This window comes from Streptomyces sp. NPDC014764 (assembly GCF_043082785.1).
GTDB lineage: Bacteria > Actinomycetota > Actinomycetes > Streptomycetales > Streptomycetaceae > Streptomyces > Streptomyces althioticus.
Genome location: NZ_JBIBXY010000024.1, coordinates 1 through 19123, shown reverse-complemented (window position 1 = coordinate 19123; position 19123 = coordinate 1). Strand labels below are relative to the sequence as shown.

General features: G+C 72.9%; 23 protein-coding genes. 14 read left to right on the top strand and 9 right to left on the bottom strand.

Features of this window, described 5'->3' with window-relative positions:
- Positions 1 to 73 precede the first annotated feature (73 nt).
- Positions 74 to 607: a hypothetical protein gene (locus tag ACF1AG_RS32135; protein WP_387798824.1), complete on the top strand. Its 534-nt coding sequence runs from the start codon at positions 74 to 76 to the stop codon at positions 605 to 607.
- On the opposite strand, the gene ACF1AG_RS32130 is transcribed toward ACF1AG_RS32135, so the two are convergent.
- The 4 genes from ACF1AG_RS32130 to ACF1AG_RS32115 form a co-directional block, all read right to left on the bottom strand.
- On the bottom strand, positions 600 to 1496 hold the full coding sequence (locus tag ACF1AG_RS32130) for an aminoglycoside phosphotransferase family protein (RefSeq protein WP_359599518.1): 897 nt from the start codon (positions 1494 to 1496) through the stop codon (positions 600 to 602). The genes ACF1AG_RS32135 and ACF1AG_RS32130 overlap by 8 nt on opposite strands.
- Positions 1493 to 2416 carry a GNAT family N-acetyltransferase gene (locus tag ACF1AG_RS32125; protein WP_359599520.1) on the bottom strand — a complete coding sequence of 308 codons (924 nt, stop codon included), beginning with the start codon at positions 2414 to 2416 and terminating at the stop codon, positions 1493 to 1495. Before ACF1AG_RS32125 ends, ACF1AG_RS32130 begins: the two co-directional genes overlap by 4 nt.
- A gap of 74 nt (positions 2417 to 2490) precedes the next feature.
- On the bottom strand, positions 2491 to 3558 hold the full coding sequence (locus ACF1AG_RS32120) for a MerR family transcriptional regulator (protein WP_359599522.1): 1068 nt from the start codon (positions 3556 to 3558) through the stop codon (positions 2491 to 2493).
- A gap of 69 nt (positions 3559 to 3627) precedes the next feature.
- Positions 3628 to 4197: a S1 RNA-binding domain-containing protein gene (locus ACF1AG_RS32115; protein ID WP_359599524.1), complete on the bottom strand. Its 570-nt coding sequence runs from the start codon at positions 4195 to 4197 to the stop codon at positions 3628 to 3630.
- Positions 4198 to 4294: 97 nt separating this feature from the next.
- Between ACF1AG_RS32115 and ACF1AG_RS32110 the strand changes: the two genes are divergently transcribed.
- The 3 genes from ACF1AG_RS32110 to ACF1AG_RS32100 all read left to right on the top strand — a co-directional run bounded on the left by ACF1AG_RS32110 (position 4295) and on the right by ACF1AG_RS32100 (position 6100).
- A complete protein-coding gene (locus ACF1AG_RS32110; protein WP_359599526.1) occupies positions 4295 to 4834 on the top strand; it encodes a helix-turn-helix transcriptional regulator in 540 nt (179 codons plus the stop codon).
- A gap of 77 nt (positions 4835 to 4911) precedes the next feature.
- The gene (locus tag ACF1AG_RS32105) at positions 4912 to 5571 is read left to right on the top strand and encodes a hypothetical protein (RefSeq protein WP_359747245.1); all 660 of its coding nucleotides are present in this window, start codon (positions 4912 to 4914) and stop codon (positions 5569 to 5571) included.
- Positions 5572 to 5767: 196 nt separating this feature from the next.
- Complete coding sequence (locus ACF1AG_RS32100) at positions 5768 to 6100, top strand: DUF2516 family protein (protein ID WP_359577532.1); 333 nt, start codon at positions 5768 to 5770, stop codon at positions 6098 to 6100.
- A 166-nt stretch (positions 6101 to 6266) separates the two neighbouring features.
- Here the strand turns inward: ACF1AG_RS32100 and ACF1AG_RS32095 are convergent, their stop codons facing one another.
- The 3 genes from ACF1AG_RS32095 to ACF1AG_RS32085 all read right to left on the bottom strand — a co-directional run bounded on the left by ACF1AG_RS32095 (position 6267) and on the right by ACF1AG_RS32085 (position 10087).
- Entirely contained in the window at positions 6267 to 7610 is a 1344-nt protein-coding gene (locus ACF1AG_RS32095) for a fused response regulator/phosphatase (protein ID WP_359599529.1), read from the bottom strand.
- Positions 7611 to 7944: 334 nt separating this feature from the next.
- A complete protein-coding gene (locus ACF1AG_RS32090) occupies positions 7945 to 9060 on the bottom strand; it encodes a C40 family peptidase (protein ID WP_391810853.1) in 1116 nt (371 codons plus the stop codon).
- 205 nt (positions 9061 to 9265) lie between these two features.
- On the bottom strand, positions 9266 to 10087 hold the full coding sequence (locus tag ACF1AG_RS32085) for a class I SAM-dependent methyltransferase (protein ID WP_359599531.1): 822 nt from the start codon (positions 10085 to 10087) through the stop codon (positions 9266 to 9268).
- A 220-nt stretch (positions 10088 to 10307) separates the two neighbouring features.
- Here ACF1AG_RS32085 and mshA point away from each other — a divergent pair, with 220 nt between their 5' ends.
- Both mshA and ACF1AG_RS32075 read left to right on the top strand, forming a co-directional pair.
- The gene (gene mshA, locus ACF1AG_RS32080) at positions 10308 to 11645 is read left to right on the top strand and encodes a D-inositol-3-phosphate glycosyltransferase (protein ID WP_359599532.1); all 1338 of its coding nucleotides are present in this window, start codon (positions 10308 to 10310) and stop codon (positions 11643 to 11645) included.
- A complete protein-coding gene (locus ACF1AG_RS32075) occupies positions 11638 to 12153 on the top strand; it encodes a YbjN domain-containing protein (protein WP_359599534.1) in 516 nt (171 codons plus the stop codon). The genes mshA and ACF1AG_RS32075 overlap by 8 nt, the downstream gene beginning before the upstream one ends.
- Before the next feature lie 139 nt (positions 12154 to 12292).
- On the opposite strand, the gene ACF1AG_RS32070 is transcribed toward ACF1AG_RS32075, so the two are convergent.
- Positions 12293 to 13120 (bottom strand): AraC family transcriptional regulator, encoded by an 828-nt coding sequence (locus ACF1AG_RS32070; RefSeq protein WP_359747231.1) that lies wholly within the window; start codon positions 13118 to 13120, stop codon positions 12293 to 12295.
- 49 nt (positions 13121 to 13169) lie between these two features.
- On the opposite strand from ACF1AG_RS32070, the gene ACF1AG_RS32065 reads away from it, so the two are divergent.
- From ACF1AG_RS32065 to ACF1AG_RS32030, 8 genes are all read left to right on the top strand, one after another.
- Positions 13170 to 13592 (top strand): DUF2000 family protein, encoded by a 423-nt coding sequence (locus ACF1AG_RS32065; RefSeq protein WP_387798764.1) that lies wholly within the window; start codon positions 13170 to 13172, stop codon positions 13590 to 13592.
- A 35-nt stretch (positions 13593 to 13627) separates the two neighbouring features.
- On the top strand, positions 13628 to 14584 hold the full coding sequence (locus ACF1AG_RS32060; protein ID WP_359599538.1) for a helix-turn-helix domain-containing protein: 957 nt from the start codon (positions 13628 to 13630) through the stop codon (positions 14582 to 14584).
- A gap of 108 nt (positions 14585 to 14692) precedes the next feature.
- Positions 14693 to 15691, top strand: a complete 999-nt coding sequence (gene gap, locus ACF1AG_RS32055) for a type I glyceraldehyde-3-phosphate dehydrogenase (RefSeq protein ID WP_359599540.1) — start codon at positions 14693 to 14695, stop codon at positions 15689 to 15691.
- Between the two features lie 55 nt (positions 15692 to 15746).
- A complete protein-coding gene (locus ACF1AG_RS32050; protein ID WP_387798759.1) occupies positions 15747 to 16016 on the top strand; it encodes a type II toxin-antitoxin system Phd/YefM family antitoxin in 270 nt (89 codons plus the stop codon).
- The gene (locus ACF1AG_RS32045) at positions 16006 to 16473 is read left to right on the top strand and encodes a type II toxin-antitoxin system VapC family toxin (protein ID WP_387798757.1); all 468 of its coding nucleotides are present in this window, start codon (positions 16006 to 16008) and stop codon (positions 16471 to 16473) included. The genes ACF1AG_RS32050 and ACF1AG_RS32045 overlap by 11 nt, the downstream gene beginning before the upstream one ends.
- 124 nt (positions 16474 to 16597) lie before the next feature.
- Positions 16598 to 16804, top strand: a complete 207-nt coding sequence (locus ACF1AG_RS32040; RefSeq protein ID WP_359599545.1) for a hypothetical protein — start codon at positions 16598 to 16600, stop codon at positions 16802 to 16804.
- Positions 16805 to 16962: 158 nt separating this feature from the next.
- Positions 16963 to 17415, top strand: coding sequence for a DUF4234 domain-containing protein (locus ACF1AG_RS32035; RefSeq protein WP_359599547.1), 453 nt, complete (start codon positions 16963 to 16965; stop codon positions 17413 to 17415).
- Between the two features lie 79 nt (positions 17416 to 17494).
- Positions 17495 to 17983 carry a DUF5959 family protein gene (locus ACF1AG_RS32030; RefSeq protein WP_359599548.1) on the top strand — a complete coding sequence of 163 codons (489 nt, stop codon included), beginning with the start codon at positions 17495 to 17497 and terminating at the stop codon, positions 17981 to 17983.
- Between the two features lie 59 nt (positions 17984 to 18042).
- On the opposite strand, the gene ACF1AG_RS32025 is transcribed toward ACF1AG_RS32030, so the two are convergent.
- Positions 18043 to 18705, bottom strand: coding sequence for a Type 1 glutamine amidotransferase-like domain-containing protein (locus ACF1AG_RS32025; protein ID WP_359599550.1), 663 nt, complete (start codon positions 18703 to 18705; stop codon positions 18043 to 18045).
- Positions 18706 to 19123 lie beyond the last annotated feature (418 nt).

The window sequence follows — 19123 nt, the reverse complement described above, 5'->3', positions numbered from 1 at the left end:
CGTGTGGGACTCTCGCGGCGTGATCACGGACCATCGGCGGAGGATCCGCGAGCGGTACCTCTCCGCGCCCGTCATGGCGGCACCGGAGCCGTGGCGCAAGGTGCTCGACCGGCCGGTCGGCGGCCTGCTCGGCATCGGCTTCGCCGTCCATCCCGGCACCGGTCAGGACCTGGTGATGACCGTGTCGACCGCGGGCCACGGCCTCTTCGACGCGGCGACCGGTGAGATCGTCGCGCGCGACCGTGACCCCGGCCCGGACACGAGCACCCCCGATGCGGGACCCGACCTCGCCTGCCCCGGGCTCGGTCCGGTCGAGGGCGTGCCGGTACGGATCGCCGGCCTCTTCGGCGGCGGCCTGCACCACACCACACCCGACGGCTGGACGCTGGACGTCGTCGCTCCCGACTGGCCCGACCACCGCGTGATCCTCTCGGCGGACGGGGGTGGACACCGCGGCGAGCCGGGCGGCAGCTGGTGGCACGTCCACCACGCGTCCTGGTCGGAGTTCCGGACCGCCGGCTTCTCCCCGTCCGGCCGCACCCTCGCGGTCGCCACCAGCAGCGACCTCAACCTCTGGACTCAGGAGCCCGTGCCCGCGCTCAGCTGAGGACCGCCTCCAGGCGGCCGCGGCACTCCGCCGCGAACGCCGGGAACGTGTCCCGGTAGTACGGGATGCCGACGACGGCGACCGCGACCGCCCAGGCGCGGGCGCGCAGCCAGGTCGGGGTGTCGAGGGACAGGGCGTCCCGGTAGGCGCGGCGGGCCTCGGGCGGGAGGTCCCAGACGGGGGCGTGCTCGGCGTCGGGGAAGCCGATCGAGAGCGCGCCGAAGTCGATCACGGCGTGGAGCTTCCCGTCGCGGGCCAGGAGGTTGGCCGGTCTGAGATCGCCGTGCAGCCACACGTGCGGCCCGGCGGGGTCGGGCAGCGCGAGCGCCTCCCGCCACATCTCTTCCAGCGTGTCGATGTCGAGGTCCAGCCCTTCGACGGCCTGGCACGCGTCGAAGCCCGGCCCGACCCACTCGTCGCACGCCGCCAGGGTGCCTCCGCGATACCAGGACAGCCCGTCCTCCCGCGTGGCTCCCATCAGGTCGACGCGGTGCAACTCCCGTACGAACGTGGCCAGGTCGGTGCCGAAGACGGCCCAGTCGCGGACCGTGTCCGGGCCGACGTCCTCGCCGTCGATCCAGCGGTGGACGGCCCAGGGGACCGGGTAGGCGTCGGTGGGCGTCCCGGCGTGCACGGGTTCCGGCACACGGTGGGGGAGGAGGGGCGCCAGGCGGGGCAGCCACCGCTGTTCCTTGCGCAGGGACGGGCCGCCGTCCGGCTTGCGCGGCAGGCGGACCAGCAGGTCGTCGCCCAGCCGGTACATGGTGTTGTCCGTGCCCGCGCCCGCGGGCCGCAGCGGCAGGTCCGCCCACTGCGGGCACTGGGCCCGCAGCAGCGACCGTACGAGGCCCTCGTCGACGGTGATCTCGTTCTCGTGCAGCGACGTCACCCGGGAAGTGTGGTCCCGGCGCGGCGTCGGAGGCCACCGGGTTTCCGCCCGTCCCCCTCGCAACCGTCGTACGTGAAGCGGTAGCCGGCGCAGTCGGTGAGGTGGACGTAGCCGAGGCGCTGGTAGAGGGCGTTGCTGGTGGGGTTGGCCGGGTCCGCGAACAGGACGACGTCCGTGGCGCCCGCCTCGATCGCGGCCCGGCTCACCGCGGCCGTGACCGCGCCCGCGTAGCCGTGGCCGCGGAAGCGGGACGGGGTGTGGACGGGGTCGACGCGGACCATGCCGCCGGTGACGGAGGTGACGGCGGCCATCGAGACGGGCGCGCCGTCCGGGGTCCGCCAGAAGGTGAAGTGCCGGTCTCCGAACCGTGATCGGTCCCAGGCGCCCGCGTCGATCAGGTCGATGGACGGCTGCTCTCCGACCTCGACGCAGAACTCCCTGCACCGGCGCACCACGAGCTCGCGGTCCTCCGCCCGCGCGGGGTGGGCGCGGCCCTCCGGGTGCGGCCGGGGCGGGGTGAGGGTGCCGAGGCGGTAGAGGTGCGTGTGCCAGAACGGCTTCGGCGTCGCGCCGGTGTGCTCCTGCCAGGCCGAGGCGAAGACGTCGGCGGTTTCCTGGTCGGCGACGACCTGGGCGGGGGCGTGGCCGAGCGCGGACAGGCGGGCGGCGAGGACGTCGGCGTCGTCGGCGGTCAGCGGGGTGAGGCCGAGGCGGCCGCGCGGGGTGAGGTAGCAGACCGCGCGGACCTCGCCCTCCGTCTCCAGCCGGCCGAGGAGCCGGTCGCCCGCGCCGTCGAGGCGCAGGTTCTCGACGTCCGTGAGCGCGGTGGTGTGCAGGGCGGGGCGCGAGCGCAGGAAGGCGCCGGCCCGGGCGAGGAAGTCCTCGACGTCGGTGGTGAGATGCCAGTGGTCCGGGAGCATGCCTCATCGTGCCGGACGCGGGACCGGGCGAGCGGGGGTTCGCACCGATCCCGCCGACGGGTGGCCGGAAGGTCCTACGCCTGTGCCACCACGTCCGCGACCACGCAGCTCACGTTGTCCGGGCCGCCCGACGCGTTGGCCAGGCCGACGAGTTCACGGACGGCCGCCTCCGGCTCGGGCGTGTCCGCGAGCACGCGGTGGACGTCCCCGGCGGCCACGGCCGTGGACAGGCCGTCCGAGCAGAGGAGGTAGCGGTCGCCGGCGCGGGCGTCGTGCAGCCGCAGGTCGGGCGTGGAGTCGGCGCCCCGGCCCAGGGCGCGCATCAGCAGGGACCGCTGCGGGTGCGATGCGGCCTCCTCGGGGGTGAGACGCCCCTCGTCGATCAGCGACTGCACCACCGTGTGGTCGTGGGTGATCTGGAACAGCTCCCCGTCGCGCAGGAGATGGACGCGGGAGTCGCCGATGTGGACGAGGGCGAGCTGCGAGCCGGTCCAGAGCATCGCGGTGAGCGTGGTGCCGGCGTCGTCGCCGGGTGAGGAGACGCCGTGCACGGCCTGTTCCGCGCGGCCGAGGGCGTCCTCGAGCGCGTTGAGCAGGTCGCCCGCCGGGACGGTCTCCGACTCCAGACTTCGCAGCGCGTCGACGGCGGCCGCACTGGCCGGGGCGCCCCGGGTGCCGTAGCCGTCGGCGACGGCGAGGAGGCGGGAGCCCGCGTAGGCGGTGTCCTGGTTGCTCGCGCGGACCCGGCCGGTGTCGGAGAGGGCGGCGTAGCGGAGGGCGAGAGGTGCGGTGGTGCGGGACATGGTGGGGTCCTTCCCGGTGAGGTGGTCGACGAGGAAGGCGGCCAGGTCCCGCCGCGCGGCCGTGTCGGCCTCGACCCGCGCCCAGTACGCGCGGATCTCGCCGGCCGCCTCGCCCGGCTCCATGGCGCACACCCGCCGGATGCGGGCGAGCGGCATGCCCAGCCGGCGGAGCCAGGCGACCAGCCGGGCCTGCTCCAGCTGCCCGGGTGCGTAACGGCGGTAGCCGGTGTCCGGGTCGACGCGGGCGGGAGTCAGCAGGCCGAGCTCGTCGTAGAGCCGCAGCGCCTTCGGCGACAGCCGGGACGCCTTGGCGAACGCCCCGATGGTCAGCAGCTCCATGCGTGTCCCTCCTCGTACCGGGCCCGTCGCCCGGCACCGTCGATGCTGGGCGCTCCCCTTGGGTGAAGGTCAACAGCGGGCTTTCCCGGCACCTTTCGGCGAGAGGGTGACCTGCCCGGAGCGCGTGTCGGCGATGATCACCCCGGCGGTGATCCGCCGTCCGGCCGCGACCACTTCGGAAGGGTGGCCGATCCGGTCCCGTGCCAGGTCCGGCACCCTGAGGAAGCCGGTGCACAGACCGTCCGGTTCGCCGTCGACATGGACGAAGATCCCGATGTCGTGGACCGCGGAGACCGTGCCGGCGACCACCTGCCCCGGTGCGAGCCCGAGGAGGAAGGACCGCAGGGCCGGGGTCTCGCACGCCCTGGCGGAAAGGTGGAGCCGACCTCCGCGCAGGCGGCCGATCTCTTCGGCGTCGAGTTCCCGGCAGGCCTCGAACAGCTCGGACGGGTGTCCCGTCCGACGCATCGACGCCTCATGCCCGGGAATCCGGCCCGTCCAGGAGTCCCCTTCGCCGTCCGGGAGACGCACCAGGACGTCCGCTCCGTCGAACCCGGTGACCTTCACCCTTCGCACGGCCCCCGGCCGGAGCGTGTCGATCAGGGCCCGCAGGCGGGGGTCGGTGGGAGGCTCGGGCACGGAGGCGAGCGTAATCCTCGCGGGCCGCGCGGAGAGGGAGCGCACTCTTGCAAGCAGGTTGCTTGCAATAGTTAGCGCGGTGCGTCATGGTGGGGGCATGGCATCCCTGAACGTCGGCGGACTCGGCGAGTATCTGCGCGAGCAGCGGCGCAGCGCGCAGTTGTCGCTGCGGCAGCTCGCCGATGCCGCCGGGGTGTCCAATCCGTACCTGAGCCAGATCGAGCGCGGGCTGCGCAAGCCCAGCGCGGAGGTGCTCCAGCAGGTCGCCAAGGCGCTGCGCATCTCCGCCGAGACGCTGTACGTCCGCGCCGGGATCCTCGACGCCGAGCGCGACCGGGACGAGGTCGAGACGCGCGCCGTGATCCTCGCCGACCCCACGCTGAACGAGCGCCAGAAGCAAGTGCTCCTCCAGATCTACGAGTCCTTCCGCAAGGAGAACGGATTCGGGGGCACCGAGGACGGTTTCGCGGGCACCGAGGACGGTGCGGTGGAAGCCGTCGGACCCGGGCCGGGTGTGGAAGCCGTCGGGCCCGGGCCGGGTACGCAGGCCTCCGCCGGCACGGGCGGCAGACCCGCCGAGCGCCCCGGCCACGAGGCCGGCGGTGACGACAACGGTCCGCGGCGGACGGCCGGCTGAGCCGGCCAGGGCGCCGGGCGCCCGCCACGGACCACACAGACCCTCAGCCGAACACGACATCCGGGAGGACCATCACCATGGCCATCACCGACGACCTGCGCAAGACCTTCAGCGACCCCAAGCCGCTCTACTTCGCCGCCGGCACCGCCGATCTTGCGATGCAGCAGGCCAGGAAGGTGCCGGCCCTGGTGGAGCAGCTGCGCACCGAGGCCCCGGCCCGCATCGACGCCGTGCGCAACACCGACCCCAAGGCCGTCCAGGAGCGGGTGACCGTCCGGGTCCGGGAGACGCAGGAGACCCTGCAGGCGAAGGCCAACGAGCTGTTCGGGACGATCGACACCGACCTGAAGAAGTTCGGCGAGACCGCCCAGGACCTGGCGCTGCGCAGCGTGGGCGTCGCCGCCGAGTACGCGGTCAAGGCCCGCGAGACCTACGAGAAGCTCGCCGAGCACGGTGAGCAGGCCGTGAAGACCTGGCGCGGCGACGCCGCCGACGGCATCGAGGACATCGCGGTGGCCGTCGAGCCGCCGGCCCGGCCGAAGCCCGCGGCCGCTCCGGCCGAGGCCAGGACGGCCGAGAAGCCCGCCGAGGCCAAGCCGGCCGAGGCCAGGGTCACGGAGGTCAAGCCGGCGGACGCCAAGCCCGCCGAGGCCGCCGCGAAGAAGCCCGCCGCCCCGAAGAAGGCCCCGGCGGCCCGCAAGGCCACGGCGAAGAAGACGACCCCGCCCGCCAAGTGAGCGGTGTCGCAGCCCGCTGAAACGGGACGGAACGGCACGGGCCGGGCACTTACGCGGTGCCCGGCCCGTTCATCGGGTAGCCGACCGGCGGATGCGGGTACGGTGACGGCGGTAGGACGACGTGGCGCCCGTCGGCGGCGCGGCAAGGACGACGGCGCGGTGGACGAGCCGATTACGGGTGGTGGACGTAGTGCTGATGCAGGGCTTCGCTAACTTCTTGTGGCTGTTGAGCATGGCTCTGATCGTGTTCAGCGGCTTCGCGCTGATCGACGCCGCCACGCGCCGTGAGGACGCCTACCGGGCCGCGGACAAGAAGACCAAGCCGTTCTGGCTGATCGTCCTGGGTCTCGCCTTCGTGGTGAACCTGATCTTCAACATCCTGTCGTTCCTGCCGATCATCGGTCTGATCGCGACGATCGTGTACATGGTCGACGTCCGTCCGGCCCTGAGGTCGCTCCCCGGCGGCGGCCGGGCCCGCAAGGGCTCCAGCAGCGACGGTCCGTACGGGCCGTACAACGGCGGTCGGTGACCGGAACCCGTCGCCCTGAGTCGCATCCGCGGGTGCGTCGTGGTTTCTCGCGCAGTTCCCCGTGCCCCTTCAGGGCGCGCTCACCGCAGCGCCTTCAGGGGCGCGGGGAACTGCGCGAACGGCTGAGGACGGGACGCGGCCGGCCCGGAACCTCGGCCGACGCCCGTCACCGGGTGCGGTCCAGCAGCAGTACCGCCACGTCGTCCGTGAGCTCGCCCCCGTTGAGGTCACGCACCTCATTGACCGCCGTGCGCAGCAGCTCCTCCCCGCTCAGACCCTCGGAGAGCCTGCGGCGGATCAGGTCCACCATGCCGTCCTGGCCCAGCCGCTCCCCGGAGTCGCCGACGCGGCCCTCGATCAGGCCGTCGGTGTAGAGCATCAGGCTCCATTCGGCGCCCAGCTCCACCTGCATCCGCGGCCAGCGGGCGCCGGGCAGCACTCCGAGGGCGGGGCCGTTGTTGTCGTACGGCAGGAGCCTTGCTGGCATGCCGGGGCGGGCCAGCAGCGGCGACGGGTGGCCGGCCAGGCACAGCCCCGCGCGGCGGCCGTCCGGCGCGATGTCCACCGTGCACAGCGTCGCGAAGATCTCGTCGTCCGGGCGTTCGTGCTCCAGCACCTGCTGCAGCGTGCTCAGCAGCTGGTCACCGCACAGCCCGGCCAGGGTCAGCGCCCGCCATGCGATGCGCAGCTCCACGCCGAGCGCCGCCTCGTCCGGGCCGTGCCCGCAGACGTCGCCGATCATGGCGTGCACGGTGCCGTCGGGCGTGCGGACCACGTCGTAGAAGTCGCCGCCGAGCAGGGCGCGTGAGCGGCCGGGCCGGTAGCGGGCGGCGAACCGCAGCGGGGAGCCGTCCAGCAGCGGCGTCGGCAGCAGGCCGCGCTCGAGCCGGCGGTTCTCCTGGGCGCGCAGCCGGCCCTCGGCGAGGCGCCGCTCCGCGGAGTCGGACCGCTTGCGCTCCACCGCGTAGCGGATGGCGCGGCTCAGCAGCCGCCCGTCCAGCTCGTCGCGGACCAGGTAGTCCTGCGCGCCGACCCGCACGGCCTCGGCGCCGCGCTCGGTGTCGTCCGCGCCGGTGAGGGCGAGGACGGCGTGCCGGGGCGCCAGCTCCAGGACGTGCCGGAGGACGGTCAGCTCGTCGCCGTCGTCCGCCCGGCCGGGCGCGGGCAGCGCCAGGTCCAGCAGGATGCAGTGGACGTCGTCGGTCAGCAGCCGCTCGGCCTCGGTGAGGTTGCGGGCGGTGCGGATGCGAATCGGCCGCCCGGCCTGGTCGAGCAGGTCGGGCACGATCGGCGTGCCGCCCGGGTCGTCCTCGATGAGCAGCAGGGTGAGCTGCGCGGGTGTCGTGGTGGTCGTGGTCTTCGCCGGTTCGGTGTCGGACGGGGTGGCCGCGTCGACGGCCGCCGTCCGGTTCTCGGGCAACTCCTGTGCGGCCTCGTTCGGTGCGGCGACCGTTCCCTGACCACCTTCCGCGGCCGGGATCGCTCTCTGCCGCGGTACGGGTGCGGGCATTGTTCCGGGTTCCTTCCCTCCCCCCGAGGGCATGGCGGGGGCGACGGATCTCGGCCCTGTCCCCCGCGTGCGTCTGGCTTGGGCGGGCAGGGGATGCCCCTTCGAACGGGGACCATAGCGGGTGACCGCGCCGCAGCGGAATGGTGTGAACCACGCCGCCCGGCCAACGGCCGCTGTCATATGCCGCGTTTGCTACCGCAGTTGGACAGGCCGGAGATGCCGTGGGGATGACGAACGTCACGTCCACGGGGCGTTGGCCACGAGATCCACGTGCGGTGGGTCACGTGGCCGGTGCCACCGGGCCGTTGGGGACGCGGGGCAGCGCCCCCGGACGTCACTCGGCGGCCGGATCGGGCCGTACGACGCCCAGGATGGGCATCGAACCGGCCCCGGCAAGCGTCACGGTCCGGCCGGGCCGGGGCGCGTGGACCATGACGCCGTCGCCCACGTACATCCCGACGTGGCTGGCGTCGGCCCAGTAGATGACGAGGTCGCCGGGCCGCATGTCCTCGACGGCGACGCGCTTCAGGTGCTGCCACTGCATCTGCGACGTGCGCGGAATGGTCTTCCCCGCGGCCAGCCACGCCTGCGAGGTGAGCCCGGAGCAGTCGAACGTGTTCGGACCCTCCGCTCCCCACTGGTAGGGCTTGCCGATCTGCGCCGTGGCGTACGCCACGGCCTTGCGGCCCTGCGCGGTCGCCTTCGAGGTCAGATCGTCGAGCACGCCGGAGCTCAGCCAGGTGGCCTGGGCGCGGGCGGCGGCCTGCCGCTCGAGCCGGGCCAGCCGCTCCTTCTCCTCCTGCTCGAGCTCGGCCTCGAGCTTCTCGGCCGCCTCGATCTGCGTCTCGATCCGTTTCTGCGCGGCGGCCTTGACCTTGCGGCCCGCCTCCAGCTTCCGCATCTGCTCCCGGGCGTCCTCGGCGTACTCCTCCAAGTCCCGCTGGGTGCGCGTCATCTCCCCGAGCAGTCCCTTGGTCGCGTGCTGCTCCTGCCGGACCCGGCCGGCGCCGTCGAGGAAGTCCTGCGGGTCGTCGCTCAGCACCAGGCGCGCCTCGGGGGGCAGCCCGCCGCCCCGGTACTGCGCGGCCGCCGCGGCGCCCGCGCGGTCCTTGAGGTCGTCCAGCTTCTCCCGGCCCTCGACGATCTTCTTCGCCAGCCGCACGACCTGCGCGGTCTGCTGCCGGGCCTTCTCCTCGGCCGCGTTGTACTCGTCGGTGGCCTTGGCCGCCGCGCGGTAGAGCTTGTCGAGCCTCTTGCGGACGGCCTCGAGCTCGACGTCGCTGGTGACCACGGTGACGCTGGCCGTCGTGCCCGGATCCGGGCTCGCCGTCGCGCCCGGGCCGGGCGGGGGAGCGGGCGCCGCGAACGCCGCACCGGGCACGGCCAGTACGGTGACCGCGCAGACCACGGTCACGGCCGCCGTCAGCACTCCGCGCTTGCCTGCCCCCATGCGTGCACCCCCGCCTGGTTAATCGTCAGTAACTTTTCGTGTCCGGGGGGATGCTGCCATCAATGAGCGAGAAACGACAGGGGGTGTGGACAACACCCCTTCCGTCCCGCTGGTCCCCGTACGACCGTCGTCCCGGTCGATGTGACGAACGGCCTGGGCCGATCGTTCCCGGCCGATACAAGTGGAGGCTGGACCTCCGGTGCTCTCACCACCCGCGCGGCGCCAACGCCCCCCACCGCACGGTGACTTCGCCCTGCCGCCACCGTGCCGGGCCGTCCGCCACCGGCCAGTCGGCCGTGAGGTCCCGCACGGTCCGGATCCAGCGCTGGCGCGCGCCGTAGGAGGCGTAGGGCGCGGCGGCGGCCCAGGCGCGGTCGAAGTCGCGCAGGAATGCGTGCACGGGCTCGCCGGGGACGTTGCGGTGGATGAGCGCCTTGGGGAGTCGTTCGGCCAGGTCGGAGGGGCGTTCCAGGGAGCCGAGCCGGGTGGCGAAGGTGACCGTGCGCGGCCCTTCGGGGCCGAGCGCGACCCACACGTGCCGGCGTCCGATCTCGTCGCAGGTGCCCTCGACCAGCAGCCCGCCGCGCGAGCCGGTCGCCGGGTCGGCCGGGGCGAGCCGCGCGCACAGCCGCCGCCACACGCCGGCGACTTCCCCCTCGTCGTACTGGCGCAGCACGTTCGCCGCGCGGACCAGGACCGGGCTCCCCGGCACCGGGATCTCGAAGCCGCCCCGCAGGAACGCCAGCCCCTCCCGCTCGTACGGCCGTGCCGAGGCGACCCGGGCCGGATCGATCTCCACGCCCGCCACCCGGGTGCGGGGGGCCGCCGTGCGCAGCCGGTGCAGCAGTTCGAGCGCGGTCCAGGGCGCCGCGCCGTAGCCGAGGTCGACGGCGAGGGGGTCGGCGGCGCGGCGCAGCTCGGCCCCGTGCGCGGCCGCGATCCAGCGGTCCATGCGGCGCAGCCGGTTGGGATTGGTGGTGCCGCGCGTCACCGTGCCCACGGGGGCGGAAGCGGGACGCGGTGTCATGAGGACGAGGGTACGGGGGTACCCGCCCCCGGATCGCGGCGCGTGCGCCGCCACGGGCACGCGCCACACGGTCGAACGGTTGAGCTACCCCAGGCCAAGATTCGGTAAAGACCGCCGTCGACGGCGTCCCGCGGAAATGGGAACGCAATCTTCCGACGTTGGAGTCGCCGAGGGTCGTACGCCCTCCCCCAGCCGTGCCCGCAGCGAGGAGGAACGCCACGTGAGCCAGTACATCGCGAGGCTCGGGCGGCGCTCTCCCGCCGTACCGCCGCGGCTGCGGCTGCACCGCAGGCCACGCCGCGTGGCGATGCTCTCCGTGCACACCTCGCCGCTGCACCAGCCGGGCACCGGCGACGCGGGCGGCATGAACGTCTACATCGTGGAGCTGGCCCAGCGGCTCGCCGCGATCAACATCGAGGTCGAGATCTTCACCCGGGCCACCACGGCCGCCCTCCCGCCCGTCGTGGAGCTCGCGCCCGGCGTCCTCGTCCGGCACGTCGACGCGGGCCCCTACGAGGGACTGGCCAAGGAGGACCTGCCCGCCCAGCTGTGCGCCTTCACCCACGGCGTGATGCAGGCCTGGGCCGGGCACCGTCCCGGCCACTACGACCTGGTCCACTCCCACTACTGGCTCTCCGGCCACGTCGGCTGGCTGGCCGCCCAGCGCTGGGGCGTCCCCCTGGTGCACGCCATGCACACCATGGCCAAGGTCAAGAACGCCAACCTCGCCGACGGCGACACACCCGAGCCCGCCGCCCGAGTGATCGGCGAGACCCAGATCGTCGCCGCCGCGGACCGGCTCATCGCCAACACCACCGAGGAGGCCGGCGAGCTCGTCCACCACTACGCCGCCGACCCCGCCAAGGTCGCCGTCGTCCACCCCGGCGTGAACCTGGGCCGCTTCCGCCCCGCCGACGGCCGCGCCGCCGCCCGCGCCCGCCTGGGGCTGCCCCAGGACGCGCTGATCCCGCTCTTCGCCGGCCGTATCCAGCCGCTCAAGGCCCCCGACGTGCTGCTGCGGGCGGTCGCCGAGCTGCTCGCCGAACGGCCCGAGCTGCGCTCCCGCGTCTGCGTTCCCGTCGTCGGCGGCCCCAGCGGCAGCGGCCTCGCCAAGCCGGAAGGGCTGCAGAAGCTCGCCGCGCGGCTCGGCATCGCCGACGTCGTCCACTTCCACCCGCCGGTCGGGCAGGAGGAGCTCGCGGACTGGTTCCGCGCCGCGTCCGTGCTGGTCATGCCGTCGTACAGCGAGTCGTTCGGACTGGTCGCCATAGAGGCGCAGGCGTCCGGCACCCCGGTGCTCGCCGCGGCCGTCGGCGGCCTGCCGGTCGCCGTGCGCGACGAGGAGACCGGCTTCCTGATCCAGGGCCACGACCCGGCCGCGTACGCGCGCGTCCTGCGCGACTTCGCCGACCGGCCGGAGCTCGCCGCGCGCATGGGTGAGGCCGCCGCCCGGCACGCCCAGTCCTTCGGCTGGGACACCGCGGCCGCCGCCACGGCCGACGTGTACACGGCCGCGACCCAGGCCCATCGCCGTCACGTACGCTCCCACCATGGCTGACACGGAAGCGGAGCAGCGGGCGGCGGTACGGGTCGTCGAGAGCGTGCTGAAGGACGCCGAGCTGGAGTGGGAGAGCCCGGCCCCCGGGAACTACGTGGTGAAACTCCCCGGCACCCGCAAGCTGTCCACGACGGTCTCCCTGATCGTCGGCCGGCACACCCTGTCCCTCAACGCCTTCGTCATCCGTCACCCCGACGAGAACGAGGCCGGCGTCCACCGCTGGCTCCTGGAGCGCAACCTCAAGCTGTTCGGGGTGAGTTACGCGGTCGACCCGCTCGGCGACATCTATGTCACCGGCCGCCTGCCGCTGCCCGCGATCACCCCCGAGGAGCTCGACCGGCTGCTCGGACAGGTCCTGGAGGCCGCCGACGGAAGCTTCAACACCCTGCTGGAGCTGGGCTTCGCCTCCGCGATCCGCAAGGAGTACGCCTGGCGCGTGGCCCGGGGCGAGTCCACGCGCAACCTGGACGCGTTCACGCACTTGCTGCAACGGCCCTCGGACGACTGACGCCCCGCGACCGACCTCTGGCGGTCCGAACGGGTGTGCGGGGACGGGCTGTTGACCTGCCCCGATCCGGGCCCCGGACACAGGGGTCCGACCGCGCCGCGGGGGTTTCGCGTATGCGGACCCCCGGCGGAGTGCTTCCTCAAGGGTGTCCGGCGCTCCGGTACCGCCCCGGAGTGACCCCCACCAGCCGGCGGAAGTGCCGGGTCAGGTGGGCCTGGTCGTAGAACCCGGCGGTGGCCGCGACGTCGCCCGGCGGCCACCCCTCCAGCAGCAGCCGCCTCGCCCGCCCGACCCGTCTGGACATCAGGTACTGGTGCGGCGGGATGCCGTACGCGGTGCTGAACGCCCTTACCAGATGGGCGGGATGGGCCGACAGCTCGGAGCCCGCCTCCGCCAGCGTGAGCCCTTCGGCCACCCGCGCGTCGAGCAACTCCCGCAGCCTCCGCGCCAGTACGGGGTCGGGGCGGCGGGGCGCGGCAGGCTCCCGCGACTCCAGATGCTCCCGCAGCCGCTCCCCGACCAGCGTCAGCCGGCTCTCCGCCTCCAGTTCGTCCCCCGGCCGCACCAGCGCGGAGTGCACCTGCCCGACGCGCCGGCGCAGCAGCGGATCGCGCAGGTCGGGGCGGTCCACGGCCGCCCCGATGAGGTCGTCGTCGAGCCGGCTGGAGTCCAGGTACAGCACCCGCTTGCGGAAGCCCTCGGCGGTGGCCGGTTCGCCGTTGTGCGGGACGTGCGGCGGCAGCAGGGTCACGGTGTCGTCCGGGGTGCCGTGCTCGTGCCGGTCCAGGTCGTACCGCACGGCGCCGGAGTCGACGATCAGCAGCGTCCAGGCGTCGTGGACGTGCATCGGATAGGCGTACTCGGTGAACCGCGCGTGGAACACCTCGACGACACCGGGGACGGAGGGCCGCCAGGCGGAGACGCTCGTGGGCGCCGGTTCCGGGGGCGGGGATGCCGGGGCGGGCATGCAAACAACGTACAAGACCGGGGACAGCGCCGGACGGCAGTCTCACGGCATGAGCACGAGCACCCGTTTCGACACGAAGATCGCCGTCCTGCTGCGCGAGGACCTGGAGCCCTGGCAGCGCCTCAACGTCACCGCGTTCCTGGTCAGCGGCCTGGGCACACAGCTCCCCGAGCTGATCGGGCAGCCGTACGAGGACGCGGACGGCGTGCCGTACCTGCCGATGTTCCGCCAGCCGGTGCTGGTCTTCCAGGGCGCCAAGGAGGTCCTGAGGGCGGCCCACGAACGCGCCCTGTCCCGCGCCCTGCCGCGCGCGGTCTTCACCTCCGACCTCTTCGCCACCGGTCACGACGACGCCAACCGCGCGGCGGTCCGGGCCGTGGCTACTGCGGACCTGGACCTGGTGGGTCTCGCGGTGCACGGCCCGAGGAACGCGGTGGACAAGGTGCTGAAGGGGGCGCGGATGCATCCGTAAGAGGGCTGCGGCGATGCGCCGCGTACGCTTTCTCCGTGCCCGCTCCCCGTCTGCATCGTGTCGCCGTCCTGGTGCTCGAGGGCGCGAAGCCGCTCGACGTCGGGATCCCCGCGCAGGTCTTCACGACCCGCGCGAGCATGCCGTACGAGGTGCGGGTGTGCGGGGCGGCGCCCGGCCTGGTGACCGGCGGGGACGGTCTCGCGTACGCCGTCTCGCACGGCCTCGACGCACTGGAGTGGGCCGACGTCGTCTTCGTGCCCGGATACCGCTTCCCGGACCGGGAGGACCCGCCGCCGGCCGTCGTCGACGCGCTGGTCGCCGCGCACGAGCGGGGCGCGCGGCTCGCCGCGATCTCGACGGGCGCGTTCGCGCTGGCCGCCACCGGCCTGCTGGACGGGCGGCGCGCCACCACGCACTGGCACTACGCGCGCGCCCTCATGGCCCGGTATCCGCGGATCAAGGTCGACGAGAACGTGCTGTTCGTCGACGAGGGCAGCGTGCTCACCTCGGCGGGCGCCGCCTCCGGGATCGACCTGTGCCTGCACATCCTGCGCGGCGACCTCGGGGTGGCCGCGTCCAACCACGCGGCCCGGCGGCTGGTCGCGGCGCCGTACCGCAGCGGGGGCCAGGCCCAGTACGTGCCGCGCAGCGTGCCCGAGCCGCTCGGGGAGCGGTTCGCGGCGACGCGGGAGTGGGCGCTGCACCGGCTGGGCGATCCGCTCACCCTGGAGGTGCTGGCGCGGCAGGCGGGGGTGTCGCCGCGGACGTTCTCCCGGCGGTTCGTGGAGGAGACCGGTTACACGCCCATGCAGTGGGTGATGCGCGCCCGCGTCGACCTGGCCCGTGAGCTGCTGGAACGCTCGCAGCGCAGCGTCGAGCAGATCGCCGCCGACACCGGGCTCGGCACCGGGGCGAATCTGCGGCTGCACTTCCAGCGGATCCTCGGGACGACGCCGAGCGAGTACCGGCGCACGTTCACGCGGGGGGAGTAGAGGGCCCTCGCGGGCCTGGCGGGATACTTGTGAACCATGGCGTTCCCGCCACTGGCAGCGACGTCGGCGGCGCGCGAGCCTGGATGACGAGAGGAAGGGACACCACTCATGACTCGCATCGCCATCAACGGATTCGGCCGCATCGGACGCAACGTGCTGCGCGCCCTGCTGGAGCGGGACACCGCCCTGGAGGTCGTCGCCGTCAACGACCTGACCGAGCCGGCCGCCCTCGCCCGGCTGCTCGCCTTCGACAGCACCGCCGGCCGCCTCGGACGCCCGGTGAGCGTCGACGGCGACACGCTCGTCGTGGACGGCCGCCGGATCAAGGTGCTGGCCGAGCGCGAACCGGCTCAGCTTCCCTGGGCCGAGCTGGACGTCGACCTCGTGCTGGAGGCCACCGGCCGCTTCACCTCGGCCAAGGCCGCCCGCGCCCACCTCGACGCGGGCGCGCGGAAGGTACTGGTCAGCGCGCCCTCGGACGGCGCGGACGTGACGCTGGCGTACGGCGTGAACACGGACGCGTACGACGCGGAGCTGCACACGATCGTCTCCAACGCGTCCTGCACCACCAACGCGCTCGCGCCGCTGGCGGCCGTCCTCGACGACCTGGCCGGCATCGAGCACGGGTTCATGACGACCGTGCACGCCTACACGCAGGAGCAGAACCTCCAGGACGGCCCGCACCGCGACCCGCGCCGCGCCCGCGCCGCCGGCGTCAACATCGTGCCGACCACGACCGGCGCCGCGAAGGCGATCGGCCTGGTGCTGCCGAACCTCGACGGCAAGCTGTCCGGCGACTCGATCCGGGTGCCGGTGCCGGTGGGGTCGATCGTCGAGCTCAACACGACGGTCTCCCGTGACGTGACGCGCGAGGACGTGCTGGCCGCGTACCGCACGGCCGCGGAGGGCCCGCTGGCCGGCGTCCTCGAGTACTCGGAGGACCCGCTGGTCTCCTCGGACATCACCGGCAACCCGGCGTCGTCCATCTTCGACTCGGCCCTCACCCGCGTCGACGGCCGCCACGTCAAGGTGGTCGCCTGGTACGACAACGAGTGGGGCTTCTCCAACCGGGTCATCGACACGCTGGAGCTGCTGGCGCGGGGCTGAGCGGCAGTCCACAGCAAGGTGTGGCACCTGGTGCCACACCTTGCTGCCGTCGGGTATGAGCGCTCAGCCGGAAATCACCCAGCGGGACCTGCGGAACCGGTCCCGGGAGATCATGGACGCCATACAGAGTGGTCAGTCGTTCACCGTCACCCGCGACGGTCACCCGATCGGGCAGCTCGTTCCGCTGCACAGGCGCCGTCGCTTCGTTTCGCGCCGGGAGTTCGCCGCGATGTCCAAGGCGGCTGCGGACATCGATATCGACACCTTCCGCGTCGACCAGGACGCCACGGCGGACACCTATCTGGACGACCCGTATGCCCGCTGAGCGCACGACCTACGAGCAGGGGCTCCTCGACACCGACATCGTGATCCTTCGGCGCTGGGTCGATCCCGAGGAACTGCCGGACGAAATGGCGATCACCGCCATCACACTGACGGAACTGTCGGCCGGCCCGCACGAGGTTCGCCGCAACGACGAGCAGAGCGCCTACGACGAGCACGTCGAACGCGCCCGCAGAGTGGACGTCCTCCAGCGCGCCGAGAACGAATTCGACCCCATCCCCTTCGGCGCCGAAGCCGCACGCATCTACGGCCGCATCTGCGCGGCGGTGATCAGCGCAGGCCGCAGGCCGCGCCGTCGGATCGCCGACCTGATGATCGCCTCGATCGCCGTGGCCGAGGGCCTGCCGCTGTTCACCACGAACCCCGACGACTTCAAGGGGCTGGACGACCTCCTCACCGTCGTTCCGGTCGGTCGCCCGGGAGTGCCGCACGAGCGTTGAGGCGGCGGACGGTACAGCCTGCTGTACCGCGGAAACGGGTGCCTCCCGGCGCGACGGTGAACGCCCCGCTTCCTAGCGTGGACACCACGAAATCGCGTCCGAACTCCCGCTAGGAGCAGGCACCATGACGACCACCCACCCCAAGGCGTCCGACAACTCCACGACCCACACGGCCCTGTGGGCCCTCGTGGCCGTGAGCGGCGTGGCGAACCTCGTCTCGTCCGTCGCCCAGGCGCCCCTCGTCGTGAACCTGGCCACCGGCCTGGTCACCCTCGCCGCCCTGACGGCCCTCGGCGTCCGCCACGTCCGGGCCCGGCGCACGCGCGTCTGACCTCGGCGGGTGTAGCACTTGATCACGAGTGCATGACAAAAGCATCCATGAAACCATCACGGATCTTCACGTAGCCTTTACTTCTTGCCATGCTGGCGCGGCCCGAGATCACTACCGATCCGTACGCATCACTCCGCACTCGCACCTGGAGCGCCGCCATGGCCGACACACAGCCCACCACCGAAGCCGGTCCGGACACCGCGGCCCCCCTGTCGGGACTGGCCATGAAGCGCCGCGGCCCCGTCGCAGTGTGGCTGGGTCTTCCGATCATCACGTTCGGCATCTACCAGCTGGTCTGGTACTACAAGATCCACAAGGAGCTGAACGAGTACGACCGCCGTCAGGACCTCAGCCCCGCGGGCAGCCTGCTGGTGCTGCTCTTCCTGGGCTGGACCCTGATCGCCCCGCTGATCTCGTTCCACAACACCGGCAAGGCGATCGCGAACGCGCAGCGCGCGGCCGGTCTCCAGGTGACGTGCAGCCCCGCCGCGAGCACCTGGCTGGCCTTCGCCTTCGGCATCAACGTCTGGTACATGCAGCGCGAACTGAACCGCGTGACCGAGGCGTACCCGGGCGCGACCCCGGGCACCCAGGTCCCCCTGGCGGCCTGACCCCGCCCCCTCCACGGCCCACGGCCGCCCTCGCGGACGCCGTGGGCCGTGGTGTCTCAGGGCCCGGCATGATGCCCCCATGCTCATCCTGATCCACCTGGCCGACGACAGCGGCCGAAGCGTCTCGGTAGTCATCCTGGGCCGCGCCCAGCCCGGCATCCTGACCGGCCACGACTTCCTCGATGCCGAGATCTCCGTGACGACCGGTCAGAACCACAGCGCGTCCTACCCGGTGACCCTGCTCCCCGAAGACCTGGAGGACTGGGAGGAGACCTTGGCGCGCCTGGAGGCCGGCGAACCCGCCAGGTGGCTCGACTCCGGCAGAACCCCGTCCCTGGAGTTCACCCGGACGGCCGGTGCCCTTTTTGTCTCCGTCCATGACGAACCGGCCGGAGGAGCCACCGTCACCGTCCCGTTGACGCCTCTGCCGCCGGCCTGGACCGCCGACCAACGGAGTCGTCTCGCCGGGGTACGCGAGGCGTACCCGCAAGAGGTGGTCAAGACGTCACTCGGCGCGTACGAGTGGCGGCATGGCCGCCCGACGGTGGAACCGGAGGCGACCGGCTGAAGCAGGGCTCTCCTGACGGCTGTCAGGACGGGCGGTGAGCCGGGCCGATCGATGGGCGGCTACGACCCGAACTTCGCCCACCGCCCCTCGGAGATGACGTCGACGGTCCCGTCGACGACGCTCACGGCCGTCTGCTCGTCGATGGCGTAGGACGGGACGCCGATGTCCGCGGCCCAGCGCTCCGCGTCGGCCATGGTGTTCTGCGGGAACGCGTCCAGGTGCGGGAAGATCGAGAAGTCGACGACTCCCAGGGTGCGGTCGTCCGGGGCGGACGGCCACTCGACGAAGTACGTGCCGATGCGCGGTGTCATCACCATGCTTCCGGCGCTCACTCCCACCCAGACCGTGTCCGGCAGCGACGGCAGCAGATCCGCAAGCCCGGACTCCCGCATCCAGTGGCACAGGTAGGTCGCGTCGCCGCCGTCGGCCAGGAGCACGTCGGCGTCCCGGACCCAGGGGACCCATCGGTCCGTGCCGATGGTCGGCAGGGCGGTGAGTTCGAGGACGCCGAGCGTCCCCCAACCCAGGCCGGTCAGGTGCTGCCACAGCGGCTCCGCGGCGGCGAGGCCCCGGACCGACGTAGGACCGCACATCGGGTGACCCCACTGTGCCGTCGGGATGCAGAGGGCACGGCACTCGTCGATCGGCTTGCCGAGAAGCTGCACGAGGGCCGACCGGATGCTCGGGTTCGTGACGCCGCCCGATGTGAGCAAGAGCTTCAAGGTGTCTCCAGACGCGCGCGGAAAGTGGACGCACCTGAGGACTCCGGACCGAGCTGTAACTCATCGCGGGCCCGCAAAACGGTGGCTGCCGTTCTCGACGGCGCACCCGCTTCCGTTCGCCGAGGCCGGAGGACGGGCAGCGGGTCGGACGGGGAGTCCACCGATCGCCCGGCTGGAGGCGGAGACCCGGCCACATCACAGAAGTCATCACCGCCCGCGAAGAGTACGACGGCCACACCGAGCGCACCAGGTGACCGGCGGCGGCCGGCCGCCTGGTCGTAGACGGCCGCCTCGCCGAGACCGGCCCGGCAATCAGACCCGCCTAAGACCGTGTCCTACGTGGTGAGGCGGATGAGCCGCTTGTAGCAGCACAGGGCGGCGGCGAGGCCGAGAAAGGCCAGGTAGTTGCGGGGATCGC